The sequence below is a fragment of the Pseudomonas sp. MWU13-2517 genome, from assembly GCF_023242545.1.
GTDB lineage: Bacteria > Pseudomonadota > Gammaproteobacteria > Pseudomonadales > Pseudomonadaceae > Aquipseudomonas.
In genome coordinates, this window is the sequence record NZ_JALMFA010000010.1 from 127,440 (window position 1) to 144,089 (window position 16,650).

General features: G+C 58.2%; 23 protein-coding genes. 12 read left to right on the top strand and 11 right to left on the bottom strand.

The window, feature by feature from the left end; all coding sequences use genetic code 11:
- Positions 1-9: 9 nt before the first annotated feature.
- Positions 10-531: a ribosome biogenesis factor YjgA gene (gene yjgA / locus M5B97_RS16185; protein ID WP_123714584.1), complete on the bottom strand. Its 522-nt coding sequence runs from the start codon at positions 529-531 to the stop codon at positions 10-12.
- Between the two features lie 108 nt (positions 532-639).
- Between yjgA and pmbA the strand changes: the two genes are divergently transcribed.
- The 6 genes from pmbA (at position 640) to M5B97_RS16215 (ending at position 5,909) form a co-directional block, all read left to right on the top strand.
- Positions 640-1,986 carry a metalloprotease PmbA gene (gene pmbA, locus M5B97_RS16190; protein ID WP_248732008.1) on the top strand — a complete coding sequence of 449 codons (1,347 nt, stop codon included), beginning with the start codon at positions 640-642 and terminating at the stop codon, positions 1,984-1,986.
- Between the two features lie 146 nt (positions 1,987-2,132).
- The gene (locus tag M5B97_RS16195; protein WP_123714586.1) at positions 2,133-2,528 is read left to right on the top strand and encodes a FagA protein; all 396 of its coding nucleotides are present in this window, start codon (positions 2,133-2,135) and stop codon (positions 2,526-2,528) included.
- Positions 2,521-3,897 carry a class II fumarate hydratase gene (locus M5B97_RS16200; RefSeq protein ID WP_248732009.1) on the top strand — a complete coding sequence of 459 codons (1,377 nt, stop codon included), beginning with the start codon at positions 2,521-2,523 and terminating at the stop codon, positions 3,895-3,897. The genes M5B97_RS16195 and M5B97_RS16200 overlap by 8 nt, the downstream gene beginning before the upstream one ends.
- Positions 3,898-3,924: 27 nt before the next feature.
- Positions 3,925-4,368: a hypothetical protein gene (locus tag M5B97_RS16205; protein WP_123714588.1), complete on the top strand. Its 444-nt coding sequence runs from the start codon at positions 3,925-3,927 to the stop codon at positions 4,366-4,368.
- A 1-nt stretch (position 4,369) separates the two neighbouring features.
- Positions 4,370-4,981 carry a superoxide dismutase gene (locus M5B97_RS16210; protein ID WP_248732010.1) on the top strand — a complete coding sequence of 204 codons (612 nt, stop codon included), beginning with the start codon at positions 4,370-4,372 and terminating at the stop codon, positions 4,979-4,981.
- Between the two features lie 34 nt (positions 4,982-5,015).
- Positions 5,016-5,909, top strand: coding sequence for a ZIP family metal transporter (locus M5B97_RS16215; protein ID WP_248732011.1), 894 nt, complete (start codon positions 5,016-5,018; stop codon positions 5,907-5,909).
- 36 nt (positions 5,910-5,945) lie between these two features.
- On the opposite strand, the gene M5B97_RS16220 is transcribed toward M5B97_RS16215, so the two are convergent.
- The 10 genes from M5B97_RS16220 to M5B97_RS16265 form a co-directional block, all read right to left on the bottom strand.
- On the bottom strand, positions 5,946-6,218 hold the full coding sequence (locus tag M5B97_RS16220; protein WP_060754944.1) for an HPr family phosphocarrier protein: 273 nt from the start codon (positions 6,216-6,218) through the stop codon (positions 5,946-5,948).
- A 16-nt stretch (positions 6,219-6,234) separates the two neighbouring features.
- Positions 6,235-7,092, bottom strand: coding sequence for an RNase adapter RapZ (gene rapZ / locus M5B97_RS16225; RefSeq protein WP_248732012.1), 858 nt, complete (start codon positions 7,090-7,092; stop codon positions 6,235-6,237).
- Between the two features lie 2 nt (positions 7,093-7,094).
- On the bottom strand, positions 7,095-7,559 hold the full coding sequence (gene ptsN, locus M5B97_RS16230; protein WP_123714592.1) for a PTS IIA-like nitrogen regulatory protein PtsN: 465 nt from the start codon (positions 7,557-7,559) through the stop codon (positions 7,095-7,097).
- A 10-nt stretch (positions 7,560-7,569) separates the two neighbouring features.
- Positions 7,570-7,875 (bottom strand): ribosome-associated translation inhibitor RaiA, encoded by a 306-nt coding sequence (gene raiA, locus M5B97_RS16235; RefSeq protein ID WP_123714593.1) that lies wholly within the window; start codon positions 7,873-7,875, stop codon positions 7,570-7,572.
- 75 nt (positions 7,876-7,950) lie between these two features.
- On the bottom strand, positions 7,951-9,444 hold the full coding sequence (locus M5B97_RS16240; protein ID WP_123714594.1) for an RNA polymerase factor sigma-54: 1,494 nt from the start codon (positions 9,442-9,444) through the stop codon (positions 7,951-7,953).
- A gap of 185 nt (positions 9,445-9,629) precedes the next feature.
- Positions 9,630-10,355, bottom strand: coding sequence for an LPS export ABC transporter ATP-binding protein (gene lptB, locus M5B97_RS16245; protein ID WP_003171806.1), 726 nt, complete (start codon positions 10,353-10,355; stop codon positions 9,630-9,632).
- Entirely contained in the window at positions 10,355-10,888 is a 534-nt protein-coding gene (lptA, locus tag M5B97_RS16250) for a lipopolysaccharide transport periplasmic protein LptA (protein WP_123714595.1), read from the bottom strand. The genes lptB and lptA overlap by 1 nt, the downstream gene beginning before the upstream one ends.
- The gene (lptC, locus tag M5B97_RS16255) at positions 10,875-11,447 is read right to left on the bottom strand and encodes an LPS export ABC transporter periplasmic protein LptC (RefSeq protein ID WP_248732013.1); all 573 of its coding nucleotides are present in this window, start codon (positions 11,445-11,447) and stop codon (positions 10,875-10,877) included. Before lptC ends, lptA begins: the two co-directional genes overlap by 14 nt.
- Positions 11,448-11,455: 8 nt before the next feature.
- Positions 11,456-11,980 carry an HAD family hydrolase gene (locus tag M5B97_RS16260; RefSeq protein WP_123714597.1) on the bottom strand — a complete coding sequence of 175 codons (525 nt, stop codon included), beginning with the start codon at positions 11,978-11,980 and terminating at the stop codon, positions 11,456-11,458.
- Positions 11,981-12,955 (bottom strand): KpsF/GutQ family sugar-phosphate isomerase, encoded by a 975-nt coding sequence (locus M5B97_RS16265; protein WP_248732014.1) that lies wholly within the window; start codon positions 12,953-12,955, stop codon positions 11,981-11,983.
- Between the two features lie 298 nt (positions 12,956-13,253).
- Between M5B97_RS16265 and M5B97_RS16270 the strand changes: the two genes are divergently transcribed.
- The 6 genes from M5B97_RS16270 to M5B97_RS16295 all read left to right on the top strand — a co-directional run bounded on the left by M5B97_RS16270 (position 13,254) and on the right by M5B97_RS16295 (position 16,645).
- Positions 13,254-14,063: an ATP-binding cassette domain-containing protein gene (locus M5B97_RS16270; protein ID WP_003171811.1), complete on the top strand. Its 810-nt coding sequence runs from the start codon at positions 13,254-13,256 to the stop codon at positions 14,061-14,063.
- Positions 14,063-14,860, top strand: a complete 798-nt coding sequence (gene mlaE, locus M5B97_RS16275; RefSeq protein WP_060754952.1) for a lipid asymmetry maintenance ABC transporter permease subunit MlaE — start codon at positions 14,063-14,065, stop codon at positions 14,858-14,860. Before M5B97_RS16270 ends, mlaE begins: the two co-directional genes overlap by 1 nt.
- Positions 14,860-15,327, top strand: coding sequence for an outer membrane lipid asymmetry maintenance protein MlaD (gene mlaD / locus M5B97_RS16280; protein WP_123714599.1), 468 nt, complete (start codon positions 14,860-14,862; stop codon positions 15,325-15,327). Before mlaE ends, mlaD begins: the two co-directional genes overlap by 1 nt.
- A gap of 11 nt (positions 15,328-15,338) precedes the next feature.
- A complete protein-coding gene (locus tag M5B97_RS16285) occupies positions 15,339-15,989 on the top strand; it encodes an ABC transporter substrate-binding protein (protein ID WP_123714600.1) in 651 nt (216 codons plus the stop codon).
- Positions 15,986-16,291 (top strand): STAS domain-containing protein, encoded by a 306-nt coding sequence (locus M5B97_RS16290; protein ID WP_123714601.1) that lies wholly within the window; start codon positions 15,986-15,988, stop codon positions 16,289-16,291. Before M5B97_RS16285 ends, M5B97_RS16290 begins: the two co-directional genes overlap by 4 nt.
- A 114-nt stretch (positions 16,292-16,405) precedes the next feature.
- A complete protein-coding gene (locus M5B97_RS16295) occupies positions 16,406-16,645 on the top strand; it encodes a BolA family protein (protein WP_060754955.1) in 240 nt (79 codons plus the stop codon).
- The last annotated feature ends 5 nt before the right edge of the window (positions 16,646-16,650 follow it).

Here is a 16,650-nt window from a genome sequence, read left to right on the forward strand (position 1 = left end):
GGAAGAGGATCAGCGCAGACCGCGTTGAGTCTCGTCCAGCTCTCGGATGTACTTGAAAATTTTACGGCTGGTGGCCGGCGGCTTGTTATGCGCCAGTTCGTGTTGAGCCTGACGGATCTGGGAACGCAGTTGCTGGCGGTCCGCGTCCGGGTACTCCGCTACGAATTTCTCCAGCACGGCATCATCGCCCGATATCAGGCGGTCACGCCAACGTTCCAGGTTATGGAAGCGTTCGTTGTACTGGCGAGTGGAGGCATCGGTTTGATCAAGCAACGCCAGAATCGCGTCAGTGTCCTGGTCGCGCATCAGCCTGCCGATAAACGCGATATGCCGTTTACGCGCGATATTCGCGGTGTGCTTAGGCGCATCGGCCAGAGCCCGGCGCATTTCGTCGGTCAGTGGCAGTTTTGCAATCAAGTCTTTCTTGAGCGTTGTGAGGCGCTCGCCAAGATCAACCAGAGCATGCAGCTCGCGTTTGACTTGGGATTTGCTTTTCTCCCCATCGAGGGAGTCGTCGTAAGAATCAACCATGGTGGCAGTCCGCAAAGAAACGCCGCCATGATAACCAGTCGGGGGCCTCTTGTCCGGCCCGGTCGCTCGATGGCCTTAACCGAAAGCAGAGTTTGAGTGGAGAAAACCATGAGTGCAGCCCAAAGCGTCGGTCCGCAAGCGTTACCGGCACTGCAGGAACAAGTCGAGCAGATCCTTGCCGAAGCCAAGCGCCAGGGGGCCAGCGCCTGTGAAGTAGCTGTGTCGCTGGAGCAGGGGCTGTCTACTTCGGTGCGTCAGAGGGAAGTGGAAACCGTTGAGTTCAACCGCGACCAGGGGTTTGGCATCACTTTGTATGTGGGGCAGCGCAAGGGCTCGGCCAACACGTCGGCCAGCGGCCCGGAGGCGATTCGCGAGACCGTCGCGGCGGCTTTGGCCATCGCCAGGCACACTTCTGAAGATGAAAGCTCTGGCCTGGCCGATAAGGCGTTGATGGCCAAGGACTTGAAGGATTTCGACCTGTTCCATGCCTGGGATATCACGCCTGAGCAAGCTATTGAGCGGGCGCTGATATGCGAAGCGGCTGCGTTTGACGCTGATGCGCGCATCAAGAACGCCGATGGCACCACCTTGAGTACCCATCAGGGTTGCCGTGTTTACGGCAACAGCCACGGTTTTATCGGTGGTTATGCGTCTACACGTCATAGTTTGAGCTGTGTGATGATCGCCGAAGCCAATGGCCAGATGCAGCGTGATTATTGGTATGACGTGAATCGTCAAGGCGATCTGCTGGCCGACCCGGTCAGCATTGGTCAGCGCGCCGCACAACGTGCCGCCAACCGCCTGGGCGCACGCCCGGTGGCGACCTGTGAAGTGCCGGTGCTGTTCTCGGCGGAGCTGGCCGGTGGTTTGTTCAGCAGTTTTCTGGGGGCGATTTCCGGCGGTAACCTGTACCGCAAGTCCTCGTTCCTTGAAGGCACCATCGGCCAGAAGCTGTTCCCTGAGTGGCTGACCATCGACGAACGCCCGCACCTGATGCGTGCCATGGGCAGCTCGGCGTTCGATGGTGACGGCCTGGCGACGTATGCCAAGCCATTTGTCGAGCAGGGCGAGTTGGTGTCCTACGTCCTGGGTACTTACGCCGGCCGCAAGCTTGGCTTGCCAAGTACTGCCAACTCCGGTGGCGTGCATAACCTGTTTGTGACCCATGGTGACGAAGATCAGGCAGCATTGCTGCGTCGTATGGGCCGAGGCCTGCTGGTGACCGAGTTGATGGGCCATGGTTTGAATATGGTGACCGGGGATTACTCTCGAGGCGCGGCAGGTTTTTGGGTGGAAAATGGTGAGATTCAGTTCGCCGTCCAGGAAGTGACCATTGCCGGCAACATGCGGGACATGTTCAAGCAGATCGTTGCAGTGGGTAACGACCTGGAACTGCGCAGCAACATTCGCACCGGGTCTGTCCTGATCGAGCGGATGACCGTCGCTGGCAGTTGATCCCGCATCGCTTCACAAAAAGGCGCGCCATCCTCAGGATGGCGCGCCTTTTTTGTGGCTGTCTAGAAAGCGGATTAATCGGCTGTGCTTGTTTTGATTCTTAATATCATTTAATAATGAATATCATTACTGGATGAGTGTGGATCATGAGTTCTGTCCTGCATGAGGATCCGTACCTGGAAAGCTGGCGTTGGATGAGCCGTCAGATCCGTTGCGGCCTCGATCCCAATGAACCTCGCCTGATCGAACATTACCTCAATGAAGGCCGATACCTGGCGTGTTGCACCGCGACCCATCCCTGGACGATCGCTGAAACTTCATTCCGTCTCTTGATCGACACCGCCAGTGATATCGCCTTGCCGTGGCACTGGCGATCCCTATGCCTGGACCAGGCATGGCGCCCCTTGCGTGATCTGGAAAAACTCTCGCGCTGCGCCTGCCGCCTCAAGCGCTGGCAGACCTTTGCCTGGCAATTGGCGACCTGCGAGTTGCTGCCATCACTTTCTCACTCTGACCTGGTGCAAGGATCTAACGATGAGTAACACCCGTATCGAACACGACAGCATGGGCGAGCTTCAGGTGCCTGCCGACGCCCTGTATGGCGCGCAAACCCAGCGCGCGGTGAACAACTTCCCGATCAGCAAGCAGCGTATGCCGACGCAATTCATTCGTGCCTTGATTCTGGCCAAGGCCGCTGCCGCCAAGGTCAATGTCGACCTCAAACAGATCAGCGAAGCCCAGGGCAAGGCGATCGTCGATGCCGCCCAGGGCTTGCTGGAAGGCGATTTTATGCCGCATTTCCCGGTGGATATCTTCCAGACCGGGTCCGGCACCAGTTCCAACATGAACGCCAATGAAGTGATTGCGACCCTCGCCACCCGCTTGCTCGGTGAGGTCATCAACCCAAACGATCACGTTAACTGCGGCCAGAGCAGCAACGACATCATTCCGACCACTATTCACGTCAGCGCCGCGTTGGTTCTGCATGAGCAAACGCTGCCAGCCCTGCTGCATCTGGTTCAGGTGATTGAGCAGAAGGCTGAAGCCGTTCACCCCTTCATCAAGACCGGTCGCACTCACCTGATGGATGCCATGCCCGTGCGCATGAGCCAGGTACTCAACGGCTGGGCGCAGCAACTCAAGTCCAATATCGGGCATTTGCAGGACTTGCTGCCAAGCCTGCAGGCCCTGGCCCAGGGAGGCACAGCTGTCGGCACCGGGATTAATGCACACCCTGAATTCGCGGCACGTTTCAGCCAGCAGTTGAGTCATCTGACCGGCGTGAAATTTACACCGGGCAAGAACCTGTTTGCGTTGATCGGTTCCCAGGACACGGCTGTCGCCGTTTCCGGCCAATTGAAAGCCACCGCCGTCTCACTGATGAAAATCGCCAACGATCTTCGCTGGATGAACTCCGGCCCCCTCGCCGGTCTTGGTGAAATCGAGCTGGAGGGCTTGCAACCGGGTTCCTCGATCATGCCTGGCAAGGTCAATCCGGTGATCCCGGAAGCGACCGCCATGGTGGCCACGCAAGTGATTGGTAATGACACGGTCATCACCGTTGCCGGGCAGTCGGGCAACTTCGAACTGAACGTGATGCTGCCGATCATCGCCCAGAATCTGCTCAGCAGCCTCGAGTTGCTGGCCAATTCAAGCCGATTGCTGGCGGACAAGGCCATCGCCAGCTTCAAGATCAATGAAGCCAAGCTCAAGGAAGCGCTGTCGCGTAACCCAATCCTGGTCACTGCACTCAATCCGATCATCGGCTACCAGAAGGCCGCCGAAATTGCCAAGAAAGCCTATCAGCAAGGTCGCCCGATCATTGAGGTCGCCCTTGAGCACACTGACTTGCCCCGTAGTCAGCTGGAAATTCTGCTGGATCCGGAAAAACTCACGGCCGGTGGCGTGTAATCACCGACTCTGCTTTGGAGGCTCACCATGGAGCATTGGAAACGCACGATCGAACGAGCCAATCGCTGCTTTATGCAGGGCGAACTGGTCGACGCTCGCGAGGCCTATTTGCAAGCCCTGGCCCTGGCTCAAGTGTTATTCGAGCGCTGGTCGGACGCTGACGAGGCAGTGGCGGCTTGCGTCATTTCCCATCACAACCTGGCGGACCTGCACCTGCGCCTGAACCAGCCAGAGGAAAGCGCGGAATACCTCTGTGCCATTCACCAGCGTCTGTTGCAGACCATGCAGGACTCGCGTCTGAGCCCGCAACTGCGCGAGGCGGCGCTGCGCCAGAGCAGCAAGACCTATGTTGAGTTGTTGAATTTCATCAGCGATCACGGTGAGTACCCACGTACTCATCGCTTGTTGGGCGGCGCTGCGGCGCAACCGAATGCGCCGGCCCGCAACAGCCCTTATTACGGAGCTCATTGATATGACCTACGCCTTGCCTGCCTTGCCTTATGCCTACGATGCCCTGGAGCCGCATATCGATGCGCAGACCATGGAGATTCACTACACCAAGCATCACCAAACGTATATCAACAACCTCAACGCGGCGGTTGAAGGCACCGAGTTCGCAGGTTGGCCGGTAGAGAAACTGGTGTCCAGCGTCCAGCAACTGCCAGAAAAACTGCGTGCTGCAGTGATCAATCAGGGTGGCGGTCACGCTAATCACTCGCTGTTCTGGGCCGTGATGTCACCCAAAGGCGGTGGCAAGCCCGAGGGCGTGCTGGGCCAGGCTATCGATGAGCAACTGGGTGGTTTTGACAGCTTCAAGGAAGCCTTCACCAAAGCTGCGTTGACACGTTTCGGCAGTGGCTGGGCCTGGCTCAGTGTTACCCCACAAAAGACCCTGGTAGTGGAAAGCAGCGGCAATCAGGACAGCCCATTGATGAGCGGCAACACGCCGATCCTCGGGCTGGATGTCTGGGAGCACGCCTACTACCTGCTGTATCAGAACCGTCGCCCGGAATACATCAATGCCTTCTACAGCGTCATCAATTGGCCAGAAGTCGCCGCTCGTTATCAGGCTGCCTTGGCCTGACGCTCACTCCCTATAACAAGATCTAAGGCCGACTATGGGCACTGAAACACTGACGATCGGCAGCGGACGCATGTTTCGCTATGCATTTGGCTCGCTGCTGCTATTGGCAGGAACTGCTTTGCTGGTGGCCCACGGGCTGGCCTGGCTGGACTTGCAGCCGCGCATCCTGCGTGCCCTGCAAGGCGGGGCGATCTGTGCGCTCGGTACGGCGTTGGGTGCGGTCCCGGTGCTGGTGATTCGGCGGATGCCGTTGGCGCTGAGCGATTCCCTGCTGGGGTTCGGTGCCGGGGTGATGCTGGCGGCGACTGCGTTTTCGTTGATCGTGCCAGGCATTTCTGCTGCCCAGAACCTGGGGCTATCATCCTGGGGCGCGAGTGGGTTGATCAGCTTGGGCATTATGCTGGGCGCTTTCGGTTTGTATCTGGTTGACCGTAAGGTCTCTGGTGCCGGCCCCGAAATGTTGCTGGGCACGCCAGGCAAACCGGTGATCCCGCCACGCATTTGGCTGTTTGTGTTCGCCATCATTGCGCACAACATTCCAGAAGGTATGGCGGTGGGCGTGTCTGCCGGCGGTGGCATGCCGGATGCCGACAGCCTGGCCATGGGGGTTGCCCTGCAGGATGTGCCCGAAGGTCTGGTGATTGCGCTGGTATTGGCAGGGGCGGGGATGTCGCGGGTCAAGGCGTTCTTGATCGGTGCCGCCTCAGGGTTGGTCGAGCCTGTTTTCGCGGTGACTTGCGCATGGCTGGTCAGCCTGGCCGAACTGCTATTGCCTTTGGGGCTGGCGTTGGCCGCGGGTGCGATGTTGTTGGTGGTGACCCATGAAGTGATCCCCGAATCGAGGCGCAACGGTCACGAAAAGCTCGCCAGCCTGGGGCTGTGTATCGGGTTTTGCCTGATGATGGTTATGGATACTGCCTTGGGGTGACGCCTTTTCAGCGTCACGCAGTGTTCTAGGGTGAGTTTACTCACCCTCATCGAAGTAGTTGTTGATCAACTTCACCAAGGCGTCCATCGCTTCCTGTTCCTGCTCGCCTTCCGTCTTCAGGTGAATCCGCGTGCCCTTGCCGGCAGCCAGCATCATCATGGCCATGATGCTTTTACCATCGACCATGGACTCGGGGGTGCGCCCGGCGCGAATCTGGCAGGGGAACTGCCCGGCAACGCCGACGAACTTGGCAGAGGCCCGGGCATGCAAGCCCAGCTTGTTGATGATTTCAATTTCCAGAGCGGGCATCGCGGGGGTGTTCCTTTCAGCTAAGGTCGCGGTGGCGAACCTGGACGTTCTTGAGGGTTTGTTGCAAAGCCTGGCCCAAGCGTTCGGTCAGATAGACGGAACGGTGATGGCCTCCGGTGCAACCGACGGCAATCGTGACATAGGCCCGGTTGCTTGCGGCGAACCGCGGCAACCATTTGATCAGGTAGCTGTAAATGTCCTGGAACATCTCCTCCACATCCGGCTGCGCTGCAAGGTAATCGGCTACGGGTTGATCCAGCCCGGACTGATCACGCAGTTCTGGCTTCCAGTAGGGGTTAGGCAGGCAGCGGACATCGAACACCAGGTCGGCATCCACCGGCATGCCGCGCTTGAAGCCGAACGACTCCACCAGAAATGCGGTGCCGGGCTCGGGCTGGTTTAACAGGCGCAGCTTGATTGCGTCGCGCAGTTGGTACAGGTTGAGGCTGGTGGTGTTGATCTTGAGGTCGGCGAGGTCAATGATCGGCCCAAGCAGCTTGGTTTCGTCCTCGATGGCTTCGGCGAGGGAGCGATGCGGGCTGCTGAGCGGATGGCGCCGCCGGGTTTCGGAGAAGCGCTTGAGCAGCGTCTCTTCGTCGGCATCCAGATACAGCACGTCGCAATGAATATGCTTGGCGCGAACTTCCTCGAGCAACTCAGGGAACCGGGAGAGGTGGCTGGGCAGGTTGCGGGCATCAATCGATACGGCCACCAACGGTTGCGCGAGTTCAGTATGGATCAATGCACGTTCCGCCAATTCCGGCAGTAGACCGGCGGGCAAGTTGTCGATGCAATAAAAGCCGTTGTCCTCAAGAACATTGAGAGCAGTGCTTTTACCTGAGCCGGAACGGCCGCTGACGATGATCAAACGCATGATTACTGCCCGTTTTGTTCATCCAGGACAACCTGATAGAGCGCCTCGTTGCTGGCGGCACTGCGCAATTTGTCGCGTACTTCCTTGCGGTCGAGCATGCTGGCTATCTGCCGAAGCAATTCCAGGTGCGCATCGGTGGCGGCTTGTGGGACCAGCAAAACAAACAACAGGTCGACAGGGGCGCCGTCGATGGCGTCGAAATCGATGGGGGCTTCCAGGTGCAGCAGGGCGCTCACCGGGGACTCGCAGCCTTTGAGTCGGCAGTGAGGAATGGCGATGCCGTTGCCAAAACCGGTGGAACCGAGTTTTTCACGGGCAACCAGTGCCTCGAAGACATCCTGCATCTCCAGATCCGGCACTTCGCGGTGGATCAGGTTGGCAATTTGTTCGAGGGCTTTTTTCTTGCTGCCGCCCGGCACGTTCACGAGGGAACGGCCGGGGGTCAGGATGGTTTCAAGTCGGATCATGGGGAGGGAGTTAGCGACCTGTACCTTGCATCAGGTGCAGATTCTTTTCCTTATGCTTTTTAAGTTGGCGGTCAAGCTTGTCGGTCAGGGCATCGATAGATGCATACATGTCTTCATGCTCAGCGTTGGCGACTACTTCTCCGCCGGGAATCTGCAGGGTTGCCTCGATTTTCTGCTGAAGCTTGTCGACCTTCATGATGACTTGCACATTGGTGATCTTGTCAAAATGACCCTCGAGCCGCTTCAGCTTTTGCTCGACATAGTCGCGCAATGGAGGGGTGACTTCTACATGGTGTCCACTGATGTTGACTTGCATACAGCTTCTCCTTCGTTGCCAGTGCATAAAGCGGCAGGTAGGAATACCTGCCACTGGAACGCTATGGCCCGCCCGTCACATCAAACGCTTACGCTCGCTGGAAGGCGCGATCCCGAGGGACTCGCGGTACTTGGCGACGGTTCGACGGGCGACCTGAATGCCTTGTGCCTCCAGTAAACCAGCGATCTTACTGTCACTCAATGGCTTTTTCTGATTTTCCGCGGCAACCAGTTTTTTGATGATCGCGCGGATTGCCGTGGACGAGCATTCGCCGCCTTCGGAGGTGCTGACGTGGCTGGAGAAAAAGTATTTCAACTCATAAATACCCCGTGGGGTATGCATGAATTTTTGCGTGGTTACCCGGGAGATCGTCGATTCGTGCATGCCCACTGCTTCTGCGATGTCGTGCAGGACAAGCGGCTTCATCGCTTCGTCGCCATACTCCAGGAAGCCGCGCTGGTGCTCGACGATCTGGGTGGCCACCTTCATCAGGGTTTCGTTGCGGCTTTGCAGGCTCTTGATGAACCAGCGCGCTTCCTGCAGTTGGTTACGCATGAAGGTATTGTCGGCGCTGGTGTCGGCGCGGCGTACAAAACCCGCGTATTGCGGGTTGACTCGCAGGCGCGGCACCGACTCCTGGTTGAGTTCGACGAGCCAGCGCTCATTGTCCTTTCGAACGATTACATCGGGAACGACATACTCGGCTTCGCTGGACTCGATCTGTGAGCCTGGACGCGGGTTGAGGCTCTGTACCAGCTCGATCACCTGGCGCAGGTCATCTTCCTTGAGCTTCATGCGGCGCATCAGCTGGCTGTAGTCGCGGCTTCCCAGCAGGTCGATATAGTCGGTGACCAGGCGTTGGGCCTCGGTGAGCCAAGGGGTCTTGGCGGGCATTTGGCGCAGTTGCAGCAGCAGGCACTCGCTGAGCGTGCGGGCGCCTATGCCGGCGGGTTCGAACTGCTGGATGCGGTGCAGGACGGCTTCGATCTCGTCCAGCTCGATGTCCAGTTCCGGGTCGAATGCCTCGAGGATTTCCTCAAGGGTTTCGTCCAGGTAGCCCTGGTTGTTGATGCAATCGATCAGGGTGACGGCGATCAGGCGGTCGGTGTCGGACATCGGTGCCAGGTTCAATTGCCACAACAAATGACTTTGCAGGCTCTCGCCGACGGACGTACGGGTAGTGAAATCCCACTCGTCATCGTCGTTGCTGGGCAGGCTGCTGGCGCTGGTCTGGTAGACGTCTTCCCACGCGGTATCCACGGGAAGATCGTTGGGAATACGTTCGTTCCATTCGCCATCCTCCAGGTTGTCCACCGTAGGGGCGGTTTCCTGATAGGAAGGTTCCTGCACGTCGGCGTTGGGTTTTTGCTCGATGTTATCGGCCAGCGGGTCTGTATTATCGAAGTCGTCGCCTTCTTCCTGGCGTTCGAGCATCGGATTGGACTCCAGCGCCTCCTGGATTTCCTGTTGCAGGTCCAGGGTTGACAATTGGAGCAGGCGGATGGCCTGTTGCAGCTGCGGTGTCATCGTCAGCTGCTGGCCCATTCTCAGGACTAGCGATGGTTTCATGGCAGGGGCTTAACACCTTATTCGCCGGCGCATTGCGCCATCCACGACAGGGCGCGTGAGCGCCAAACATAAGCAAATTATATGCCTGATATCGGGGGCTTTGCCTAGAGCACGGTAACAATAAAAAGCCTGAGGTTTTTATTGACTACCGCGCGCATTGGCGAACAGCCGTGACACCGCGGTGTTTACAGGCGGAACTCGTGGCCCAGGTACACTTCCTTGACCAGTTCGTTGGCCAGGATGGTTGCCGAGTCACCTTCGGCGATCAACTGACCATCGTTGACGATATAGGCGGTTTCACAGATATCGAGCGTCTCGCGAACGTTGTGGTCGGTGATCAACACGCCGATGCCCTTGGCCTTCAGATGGTGGATGATCTGTTTGATGTCGCCAACCGAGATCGGGTCGACACCGGCAAACGGTTCGTCCAGCAGGATGAACTTCGGTGCGGTGGCCAAGGCGCGGGCGATCTCCACTCGGCGCCGCTCACCACCGGACAGGCTCATGCCGAGATTGTCGCGAATGTGGTTGATGTGGAATTCCTGCAGCAGGCTTTCCAGTTCCTTGCGGCGGCCATCGCGGTCGAGTTCCTTGCGGGTCTCCAGGATCGCCATGATGTTGTCGGCTACCGACAGTTTGCGGAAGATCGACGCTTCCTGGGGTAGATAGCCGATACCGGCCCGAGCACGACCGTGCATTGGCTGGTGACTGACATCCAGGTCATCGATCAATACGCGACCCTGATCCGCCTGGACCAGGCCGACGATCATATAGAAGCAAGTGGTCTTGCCGGCACCGTTGGGGCCGAGCAAGCCGACGATCTGGCCACTGTCGATCGAAAGGCTGACGTCGCGCACGACCTGACGGCTTTTATAGGCCTTGGCCAGATGCTGGGCTTTCAGGGTTGCCATTACTCGGCCTTCTTCTTCGGCTGGATAACCATATCGACACGCGGACGCGGTGCGCTGACCTTGTTGCCATTGGCGCGGCCGGCGTTGGCGATCTGTTTCACGGTGTCATAGGTGATTTTTTCACCTTCCGTGGAGTTGCCGTCGGTGCTGATCACTTTGGCCTGATCGATCAGGATGATGCGGTTTTGCTGGGCGTGGTACTGGATGGTCTTGCCGTAGCCCTTCATCGGTCCCGGATCGGCCGCGGCTTGTTTCTGCTCGAAGTAAGCCAGATTGCCCACCGAAGTCACCACGTCAATGTCGCCGGCCGGGGTACGCGTCAGCGTCACCGTGTTGCCGGTGATTTTCATCGAGCCTTGGGTGATGATCACATCGCCCGTGTAGGTAGCAATGCCTTTCTTGTCATCCAATTGGGCATCGTTGGCCTGAATATGGATCGGTTGCTGGCTATCGTTCGGCAGAGCCCAGGCGCTCACGCTTCCCAGTGCTGCGCCCAGACCGAGCAAAATAGGGAGGGTTTTAACGAGCCTCATACTGTCCTCTTACGTTCGATAGCAGGTGTATCCTGCTTTCTTTCAAATACGCTTTCATTCCCTTGCCAGTCGATACACCGCCAGCGCCGTCGATTCTAACGTCTTGCTCGGTCTGCGCATATTGCTGTTGTGGGAATACGGTCATACGACTACTGGTGATGATGGTGTCGCGTTTCTGCTCGTCGGTGCGCGCAACGCGTACCGAGTCGATCAACTCTACCTGGGTTCCGTCCGGGTTGACTTCGCCACGCAGGCTGGTGACATGCCAGGGGAACTCGGTGCCACGGTACAGGTTCATGTCCGGGTTGGTCAGCAAAGTGACCTCGGAGGCTTTCAAATGTTCGACCTTGTCGGCCGTCATCTCGTATTGCACCTTGCCATCGGGCAGGAACTGCACGCTGTAGGCTTTGGTTGCGTAATAGTCGATAACGCCTTCATCAACCTGTACCACAGGTTTGTCGAGGAAGCGCTCCGGGCTGATATTCCAGTAGCCCACCGCCAGGAAGATCGCGGCGATGACTCCGAATAACAGGAAGTTGCGAATCTTTTTACTCAGCATAAAACGCTCTATAGGTAGGCGGCGTGGGCCGCTTCAAGACTGCCCTGGGCGCGCAGGATCAATTCGCAGAACTCGCGGGCAGCACCCTCGCCGCCACGGGCGGTGGTAATGCCATGGGCGTGTTCACGCACAAAGGCTGCGGCGTTCGCGACGGCCATGCCCAGGCCCACCCGGCGAATGACCGGGAGGTCGGGCAGGTCATCGCCCAAGTAGGCGACCTGCTCATAGCTTAGGTTGAGTTGGCCAAGAAGCTCGTCCAGAACCACCAGTTTATCCTCACGGCCCTGATACAGGTGAGGAATCCCCAGGTTTTGTGCGCGGCGTTCCACAACGGGGGTCTTTCGACCGCTGATAATCGCTGTTTGCACGCCCGCCGCCATCAACATTTTGATGCCTTGGCCGTCAAGCGTGTTGAAGCTCTTGAATTCGCTGCCATCTTCAAGGAAGTACAGGCGGCCATCGGTCAGCACGCCGTCAACGTCAAAAATGGCCAGTTTGATGTTTTTGCCGCGTTGCAGCAGGTCGTCGGTCATTTACATCACTCCCGCACGCAGTAAGTCGTGCATGTTCAGCGCGCCAATCGGGCGATCGGCGCTATCGACTACCACCAGCGCGCCGATCTTGTGGTCTTCCATGATCTTCAGGGCTTCGGCCGCCAGCATTTCCGGGCGAGCCGTCTTGCCGTGGGGCGTCATCACCGCGTCGATGGTCGCGGTGTGGATATCAATGGTGCGGTCCAGGGTGCGGCGCAGGTCACCGTCGGTGAAGACCCCGGCCAGGCGCCCGTCGGTCTCAAGGATCACGGTCATGCCCAGGCCCTTGCGGGTCATCTCCATCAAGGCGTCCTTGAGCAACGTGCCGCGTTGAACGTGGGGCAGTTCGTCGCCGGCATGCATGACGTTTTCCACCTTCAGCAGCAAGCGACGACCCAGGGCGCCGCCCGGGTGGGAGAACGCGAAGTCTTCAGCGGTAAAGCCGCGAGCCTCCAGCAGCGCTACGGCCAGGGCATCGCCCATGACCAGGGCGGCGGTGGTGGAAGAGGTCGGCGCCAGGTTCAGTGGGCAGGCTTCATGGGCGACATGTACGTTCAGGTTGACTTCGGCAGCCTTGGCCAGCGTCGATTCCGGGTTGCCGGTGATGCTGATCATCTGGATGCCCAGGCGCTTGATCAGTGGCAGCAAGGTCACGATTTCGTTGGTGGTGCCGGAGTTGGACAGCGCCAGGATGATGTCATCCTTGGTGATCATGCCCATGTCGCCATGGCTGGCTTCGGCCGGGTGTACGAAAAAAGCCGTGGTGCCGGTGCTTGCCAGGGTGGCGGCAATCTTGTTGCCGACATGGCCGGATTTGCCCATGCCGACCACGACAACGCGGCCTTTACTGGCCAGGATCATCTCGCAGGCGCGCACGAAATCCGCGTCGATATGGGCCAGTAAACCTTCTACGGCTTCCAGTTCGAGGCGAATGGTACGTTGTGCGGATTGAATGAGGTCGCTGGATTGGCTCATGTCTGAAGTCGTATAGCCTGACGAAAAGTCGGCGATTATAGCGGTAATGATCAATTCCCTCACGCAAGTTCGTCAGGCTTTATTCGCGCAGGGCTTGAGATTCATGCTCAGCAACGTTTTTTCCCTGTCGTGAATCTGAACAAGCGCAGTTCCGGCCTTGGGGGCTCTGTACCAGCAGTGATATAGTTCGCCGCCAGTTCGGTCCGCCCAGCCCATGTGGATAATTATTGCGCAGGCGTTGCTAACGAAAGTCGCAAGCATGGTGTCTGAGTGAAAGGCTGCATCCCAAGGAGATTAGATGAGTGCCGATAACGCCTACGCGGTCGAGCTGAAGGGCCTTACCTTCAAGCGCGGGACGCGCAGCATCTTCAATAACGTCGATATTCGCATTCCCCGTGGCAAGGTCACGGGAATCATGGGGCCTTCCGGTTGTGGCAAAACCACCCTGTTGCGCCTGATGGGCATGCAGTTGCGCCCCAGTGCCGGTGAAGTGTGGGTCAACGGCCAGAACCTGCCGACGCTGTCGCGCAGCGATCTGTTCGATGCGCGCAAGCACATGGGCGTACTGTTCCAGAGCGGCGCGCTGTTTACCGACCTCGATGTTTTCGAAAACGTGGCGTTTCCGCTGCGGGTGCATACCCAGCTGTCCGATGAAATGATTCGTGACATCGTGTTGTTGAAGCTGCAGGCCGTGGGGCTTCGTGGTGCCATCGACCTGATGCCCGACGAATTGTCCGGCGGCATGAAGCGCCGGGTTGCGCTTGCGCGGGCGATCGCCCTCGACCCACAGATCCTCATGTATGACGAGCCTTTCGTCGGTCAGGACCCAATCGCCATGGGCGTGCTGGTGCGTCTGATCCGTCTGCTCAACGATGCGCTGGGGATCACCAGCATCGTGGTGTCCCACGATCTGGCCGAAACCGCGAGTATCGCCGACTACCTCTATGTGGTGGGTGATGGCCAGGTGCTGGGGCAGGGTACGCCGGAAGAGCTGATGAATGCCGATAACCCGCGTATCCGCCAGTTCATGACTGGCGATCCCGATGGCCCGGTGCCTTTTCACTTTCCGGCGGCGGATTACCGCTCAGATCTTCTGGGGAAGCGCTGATGCGCAAGACATCTCTTATCGAGAAGGTTCGCCTTTTCGGCCGCTCAGGCATCGACATCGTCGAAGTGCTGGGCCGCTCGACTATTTTCCTGTTTCACGCCTTGCTCGGTCGCGGCGGCATTGGCGGCGGCTTTGGGCTGCTGGTCAAGCAACTGCATGCGGTCGGCGTGATGTCGCTGGTGATCATCGTCGTTTCGGGCGTGTTCATCGGCATGGTGCTGGCATTGCAGGGCTTCAATATTCTTTCCAGCTACGGTTCGGAACAAGCGGTAGGGCAGATGGTTGCCCTGACGCTGTTGCGTGAGCTCGGTCCGGTGGTTACGGCGCTGCTGTTCGCCGGGCGTGCCGGTTCGGCGCTGACCGCCGAGATCGGCAACATGAAGTCCACCGAGCAACTGTCGAGCCTGGAAATGATTGGCGTAGACCCGCTCAAATACATTGTTGCGCCGCGCCTGTGGGCCGGCTTCATTTCCCTGCCGCTGCTGGCGATGATTTTCAGCGTGGTGGGTATCTGGGGCGGTTCGTGGGTAGCGGTGGACTGGCTGGGGGTCTATGACGGCTCTTACTGGGCCAACATGCAAAACAGTGTGACGTTCAGTGGTGACGTGCTCAACGGCATCATAAAGAGCATCGTTTTCGCTTTTGTAGTGACCTGGATCGCCGTATTCCAAGGCTACGACTGTGAGCCCACTTCAGAAGGGATCAGTCGCGCCACCACCAAGACCGTTGTGTACGCCTCGCTGGCTGTACTGGGCCTTGACTTTATTTTGACCGCCTTGATGTTTGGAGATTTCTGATGCAAAACCGCACTGTGGAAATCGGTGTCGGCCTTTTCTTGCTGGCTGGCATCCTGGCTTTACTGTTACTGGCGCTGCGAGTCAGCGGCCTTTCGGCCAGCCCCACCGCCGATACTTATAAACTTTACGCCTACTTCGACAATATCGCCGGTTTGACGGTCAGAGCTAAAGTGACCATGGCCGGTGTGACCATCGGCAAGGTCACGGCAATCGATCTGGATCGCGACAGCTTCACCGGTCGAGTGACGATGCAGGTGGACAAGAAGGTAGATAATCTGCCGACTGACTCCACTGCATCTATCCTCACTGCGGGTCTGCTGGGCGAGAAGTACATCGGTGTCAGCGTGGGCGGGGAAACAACCCTGCTCAAGGAAGGTTCTACCATCCACGACACACAGTCGTCGCTGGTGCTTGAGGACCTGATCGGTAAATTCCTGCTCAATACGGTCAATAAAGACGCCAAATGAGGAATCTGTTCATGATCTCTACCTTGCGACGTGGTCTGCTGGTGTTGCTCGCAGCGCTGCCGCTGATGGCTAACGCGGCAGGTTCTGCGCACGATCTGGTGCAGGACACGACCAACAAGATGCTGGCTGACTTGAAGGCCAACAAAGAGCAATACAAGCAGGACCCCACCCGCTTCTACGAGGCGCTGAACACCATTGTCGGGCCTGTGGTTGATGCCGAAGGTATTTCCAGGAGCATCATGACGGTCAAGTATTCGCGCAAGGCAACCCCGGCGCAGATGCAGACCTTCCAGGAGAACTTCAAGAAGGGCTTGTTCCAGTTCTACGGTAACGCTCTGCTCGAGTACAACAACCAGGGTATTACCGTTGATGCTCCAAAGGATGAGTCCGGCGACCGCACCAGCGTCGGCATGACCGTCAAGGGCAACAACGGCGCCGTCTACCCTGTGCAATACACGCTGGAGAAGGTCAACGGCGAGTGGAAGCTGCGCAACGTGATCATCAACGGCATCAATATCGGCAAGCTGTTCCGTGACCAGTTCGCCGATGCCATGCAGCGCAATGGCAATGACCTGGACAAGACCATCAATGGTTGGGCCGGTGAAGTGGCCAAGGCCAAGGAAGAAACCGACAAGCAATCTGCCGGGAAGCCTGCGCAATGACCGAGTCGGCCGTTCGTCTTGGCGCTGCCGGCGAGCTTCTGCTCAGCGGCGTGCTGGATTACCGCACCGGGCCTGAGCTGCGCAAGCAGGGCCAGGCGCTGATCAAGGCCAGCACGGCGTCTGCGCTGGTGCTGGATTGTTCGGCCGTCACCAAATCCAGCAGCGTCGGTTTGTCGTTGTTGCTGTGCTTCATGCGCGATGCCGCAGATGCCAAAAAAGCCGTGAGCATCCGCGCGCTTCCCGAAGATATGCGTGAAATTGCCCAGGTCAGTGGCCTGACCGAGCTGTTGGCGCATCCTTGATCCCACTTATCAATAAAGCCCCCCGTCAGAGTCCTGCTATGCGGGGTTCGCAGGCGCGGGGCTTTTTTGTATGATGTGCGACCCGTGCGCACTGGGCGCCGATAGAGGTTGAGCATGCAGGCCCTAGAAGTTAAGAGCTTCCTTGAAGGAAAGCTGCCGGAAACGATCGTAGAAGTTGAAGGCGAAGGCTGCAATTTCCAGCTGAATGTGATTAGCGATGAACTGGCGGCATTGAGCCCGGTCAAGCGTCAACAGCAGATCTATGCCCATTTGAACCCGTGGATCACCGATGGCAGCATCCATGCGGTCACTATGAAATTTTTCAGCCGCGCGGCTTGGTCCGAGCGCACCTGAGCCCC

Excerpts from the sequence above, each read along its gene's own strand:
- M5B97_RS16285 (WP_123714600.1), top strand. The coding sequence starts at position 15,339 with ATGATCTCTACCTTGCGACGTGGTCTGCTGGTGTTGCTCGCAGCGCTG.
- raiA (WP_123714593.1), bottom strand. The coding sequence starts at position 7,875 with ATGCAAGTCAACATCAGTGGACACCATGTAGAAGTCACCCCTCCATTG.
- ptsN (WP_123714592.1), bottom strand. The coding sequence starts at position 7,559 with ATGATCCGACTTGAAACCATCCTGACCCCCGGCCGTTCCCTCGTGAAC.
- M5B97_RS16270 (WP_003171811.1), top strand. The coding sequence starts at position 13,254 with ATGAGTGCCGATAACGCCTACGCGGTCGAGCTGAAGGGCCTTACCTTC.
- M5B97_RS16205 (WP_123714588.1), top strand. The coding sequence starts at position 3,925 with ATGGAGCATTGGAAACGCACGATCGAACGAGCCAATCGCTGCTTTATG.
- rapZ (WP_248732012.1), bottom strand. The coding sequence starts at position 7,092 with ATGCGTTTGATCATCGTCAGCGGCCGTTCCGGCTCAGGTAAAAGCACT.
- M5B97_RS16260 (WP_123714597.1), bottom strand. The coding sequence starts at position 11,980 with ATGACCGACGACCTGCTGCAACGCGGCAAAAACATCAAACTGGCCATT.
- M5B97_RS16295 (WP_060754955.1), top strand. The coding sequence starts at position 16,406 with ATGCAGGCCCTAGAAGTTAAGAGCTTCCTTGAAGGAAAGCTGCCGGAA.
- M5B97_RS16215 (WP_248732011.1), top strand. The coding sequence starts at position 5,016 with ATGGGCACTGAAACACTGACGATCGGCAGCGGACGCATGTTTCGCTAT.
- pmbA (WP_248732008.1), top strand. The coding sequence starts at position 640 with ATGAGTGCAGCCCAAAGCGTCGGTCCGCAAGCGTTACCGGCACTGCAG.
- M5B97_RS16265 (WP_248732014.1), bottom strand. The coding sequence starts at position 12,955 with ATGAGCCAATCCAGCGACCTCATTCAATCCGCACAACGTACCATTCGC.
- lptA (WP_123714595.1), bottom strand. The coding sequence starts at position 10,888 with ATGAGGCTCGTTAAAACCCTCCCTATTTTGCTCGGTCTGGGCGCAGCA.
- lptB (WP_003171806.1), bottom strand. The coding sequence starts at position 10,355 with ATGGCAACCCTGAAAGCCCAGCATCTGGCCAAGGCCTATAAAAGCCGT.
- lptC (WP_248732013.1), bottom strand. The coding sequence starts at position 11,447 with ATGCTGAGTAAAAAGATTCGCAACTTCCTGTTATTCGGAGTCATCGCC.
- M5B97_RS16240 (WP_123714594.1), bottom strand. The coding sequence starts at position 9,444 with ATGAAACCATCGCTAGTCCTGAGAATGGGCCAGCAGCTGACGATGACA.
- mlaD (WP_123714599.1), top strand. The coding sequence starts at position 14,860 with ATGCAAAACCGCACTGTGGAAATCGGTGTCGGCCTTTTCTTGCTGGCT.
- yjgA (WP_123714584.1), bottom strand. The coding sequence starts at position 531 with ATGGTTGATTCTTACGACGACTCCCTCGATGGGGAGAAAAGCAAATCC.
- mlaE (WP_060754952.1), top strand. The coding sequence starts at position 14,063 with ATGCGCAAGACATCTCTTATCGAGAAGGTTCGCCTTTTCGGCCGCTCA.
- M5B97_RS16200 (WP_248732009.1), top strand. The coding sequence starts at position 2,521 with ATGAGTAACACCCGTATCGAACACGACAGCATGGGCGAGCTTCAGGTG.
- M5B97_RS16220 (WP_060754944.1), bottom strand. The coding sequence starts at position 6,218 with ATGCCCGCTCTGGAAATTGAAATCATCAACAAGCTGGGCTTGCATGCC.
- M5B97_RS16290 (WP_123714601.1), top strand. The coding sequence starts at position 15,986 with ATGACCGAGTCGGCCGTTCGTCTTGGCGCTGCCGGCGAGCTTCTGCTC.
- M5B97_RS16195 (WP_123714586.1), top strand. The coding sequence starts at position 2,133 with ATGAGTTCTGTCCTGCATGAGGATCCGTACCTGGAAAGCTGGCGTTGG.
- M5B97_RS16210 (WP_248732010.1), top strand. The coding sequence starts at position 4,370 with ATGACCTACGCCTTGCCTGCCTTGCCTTATGCCTACGATGCCCTGGAG.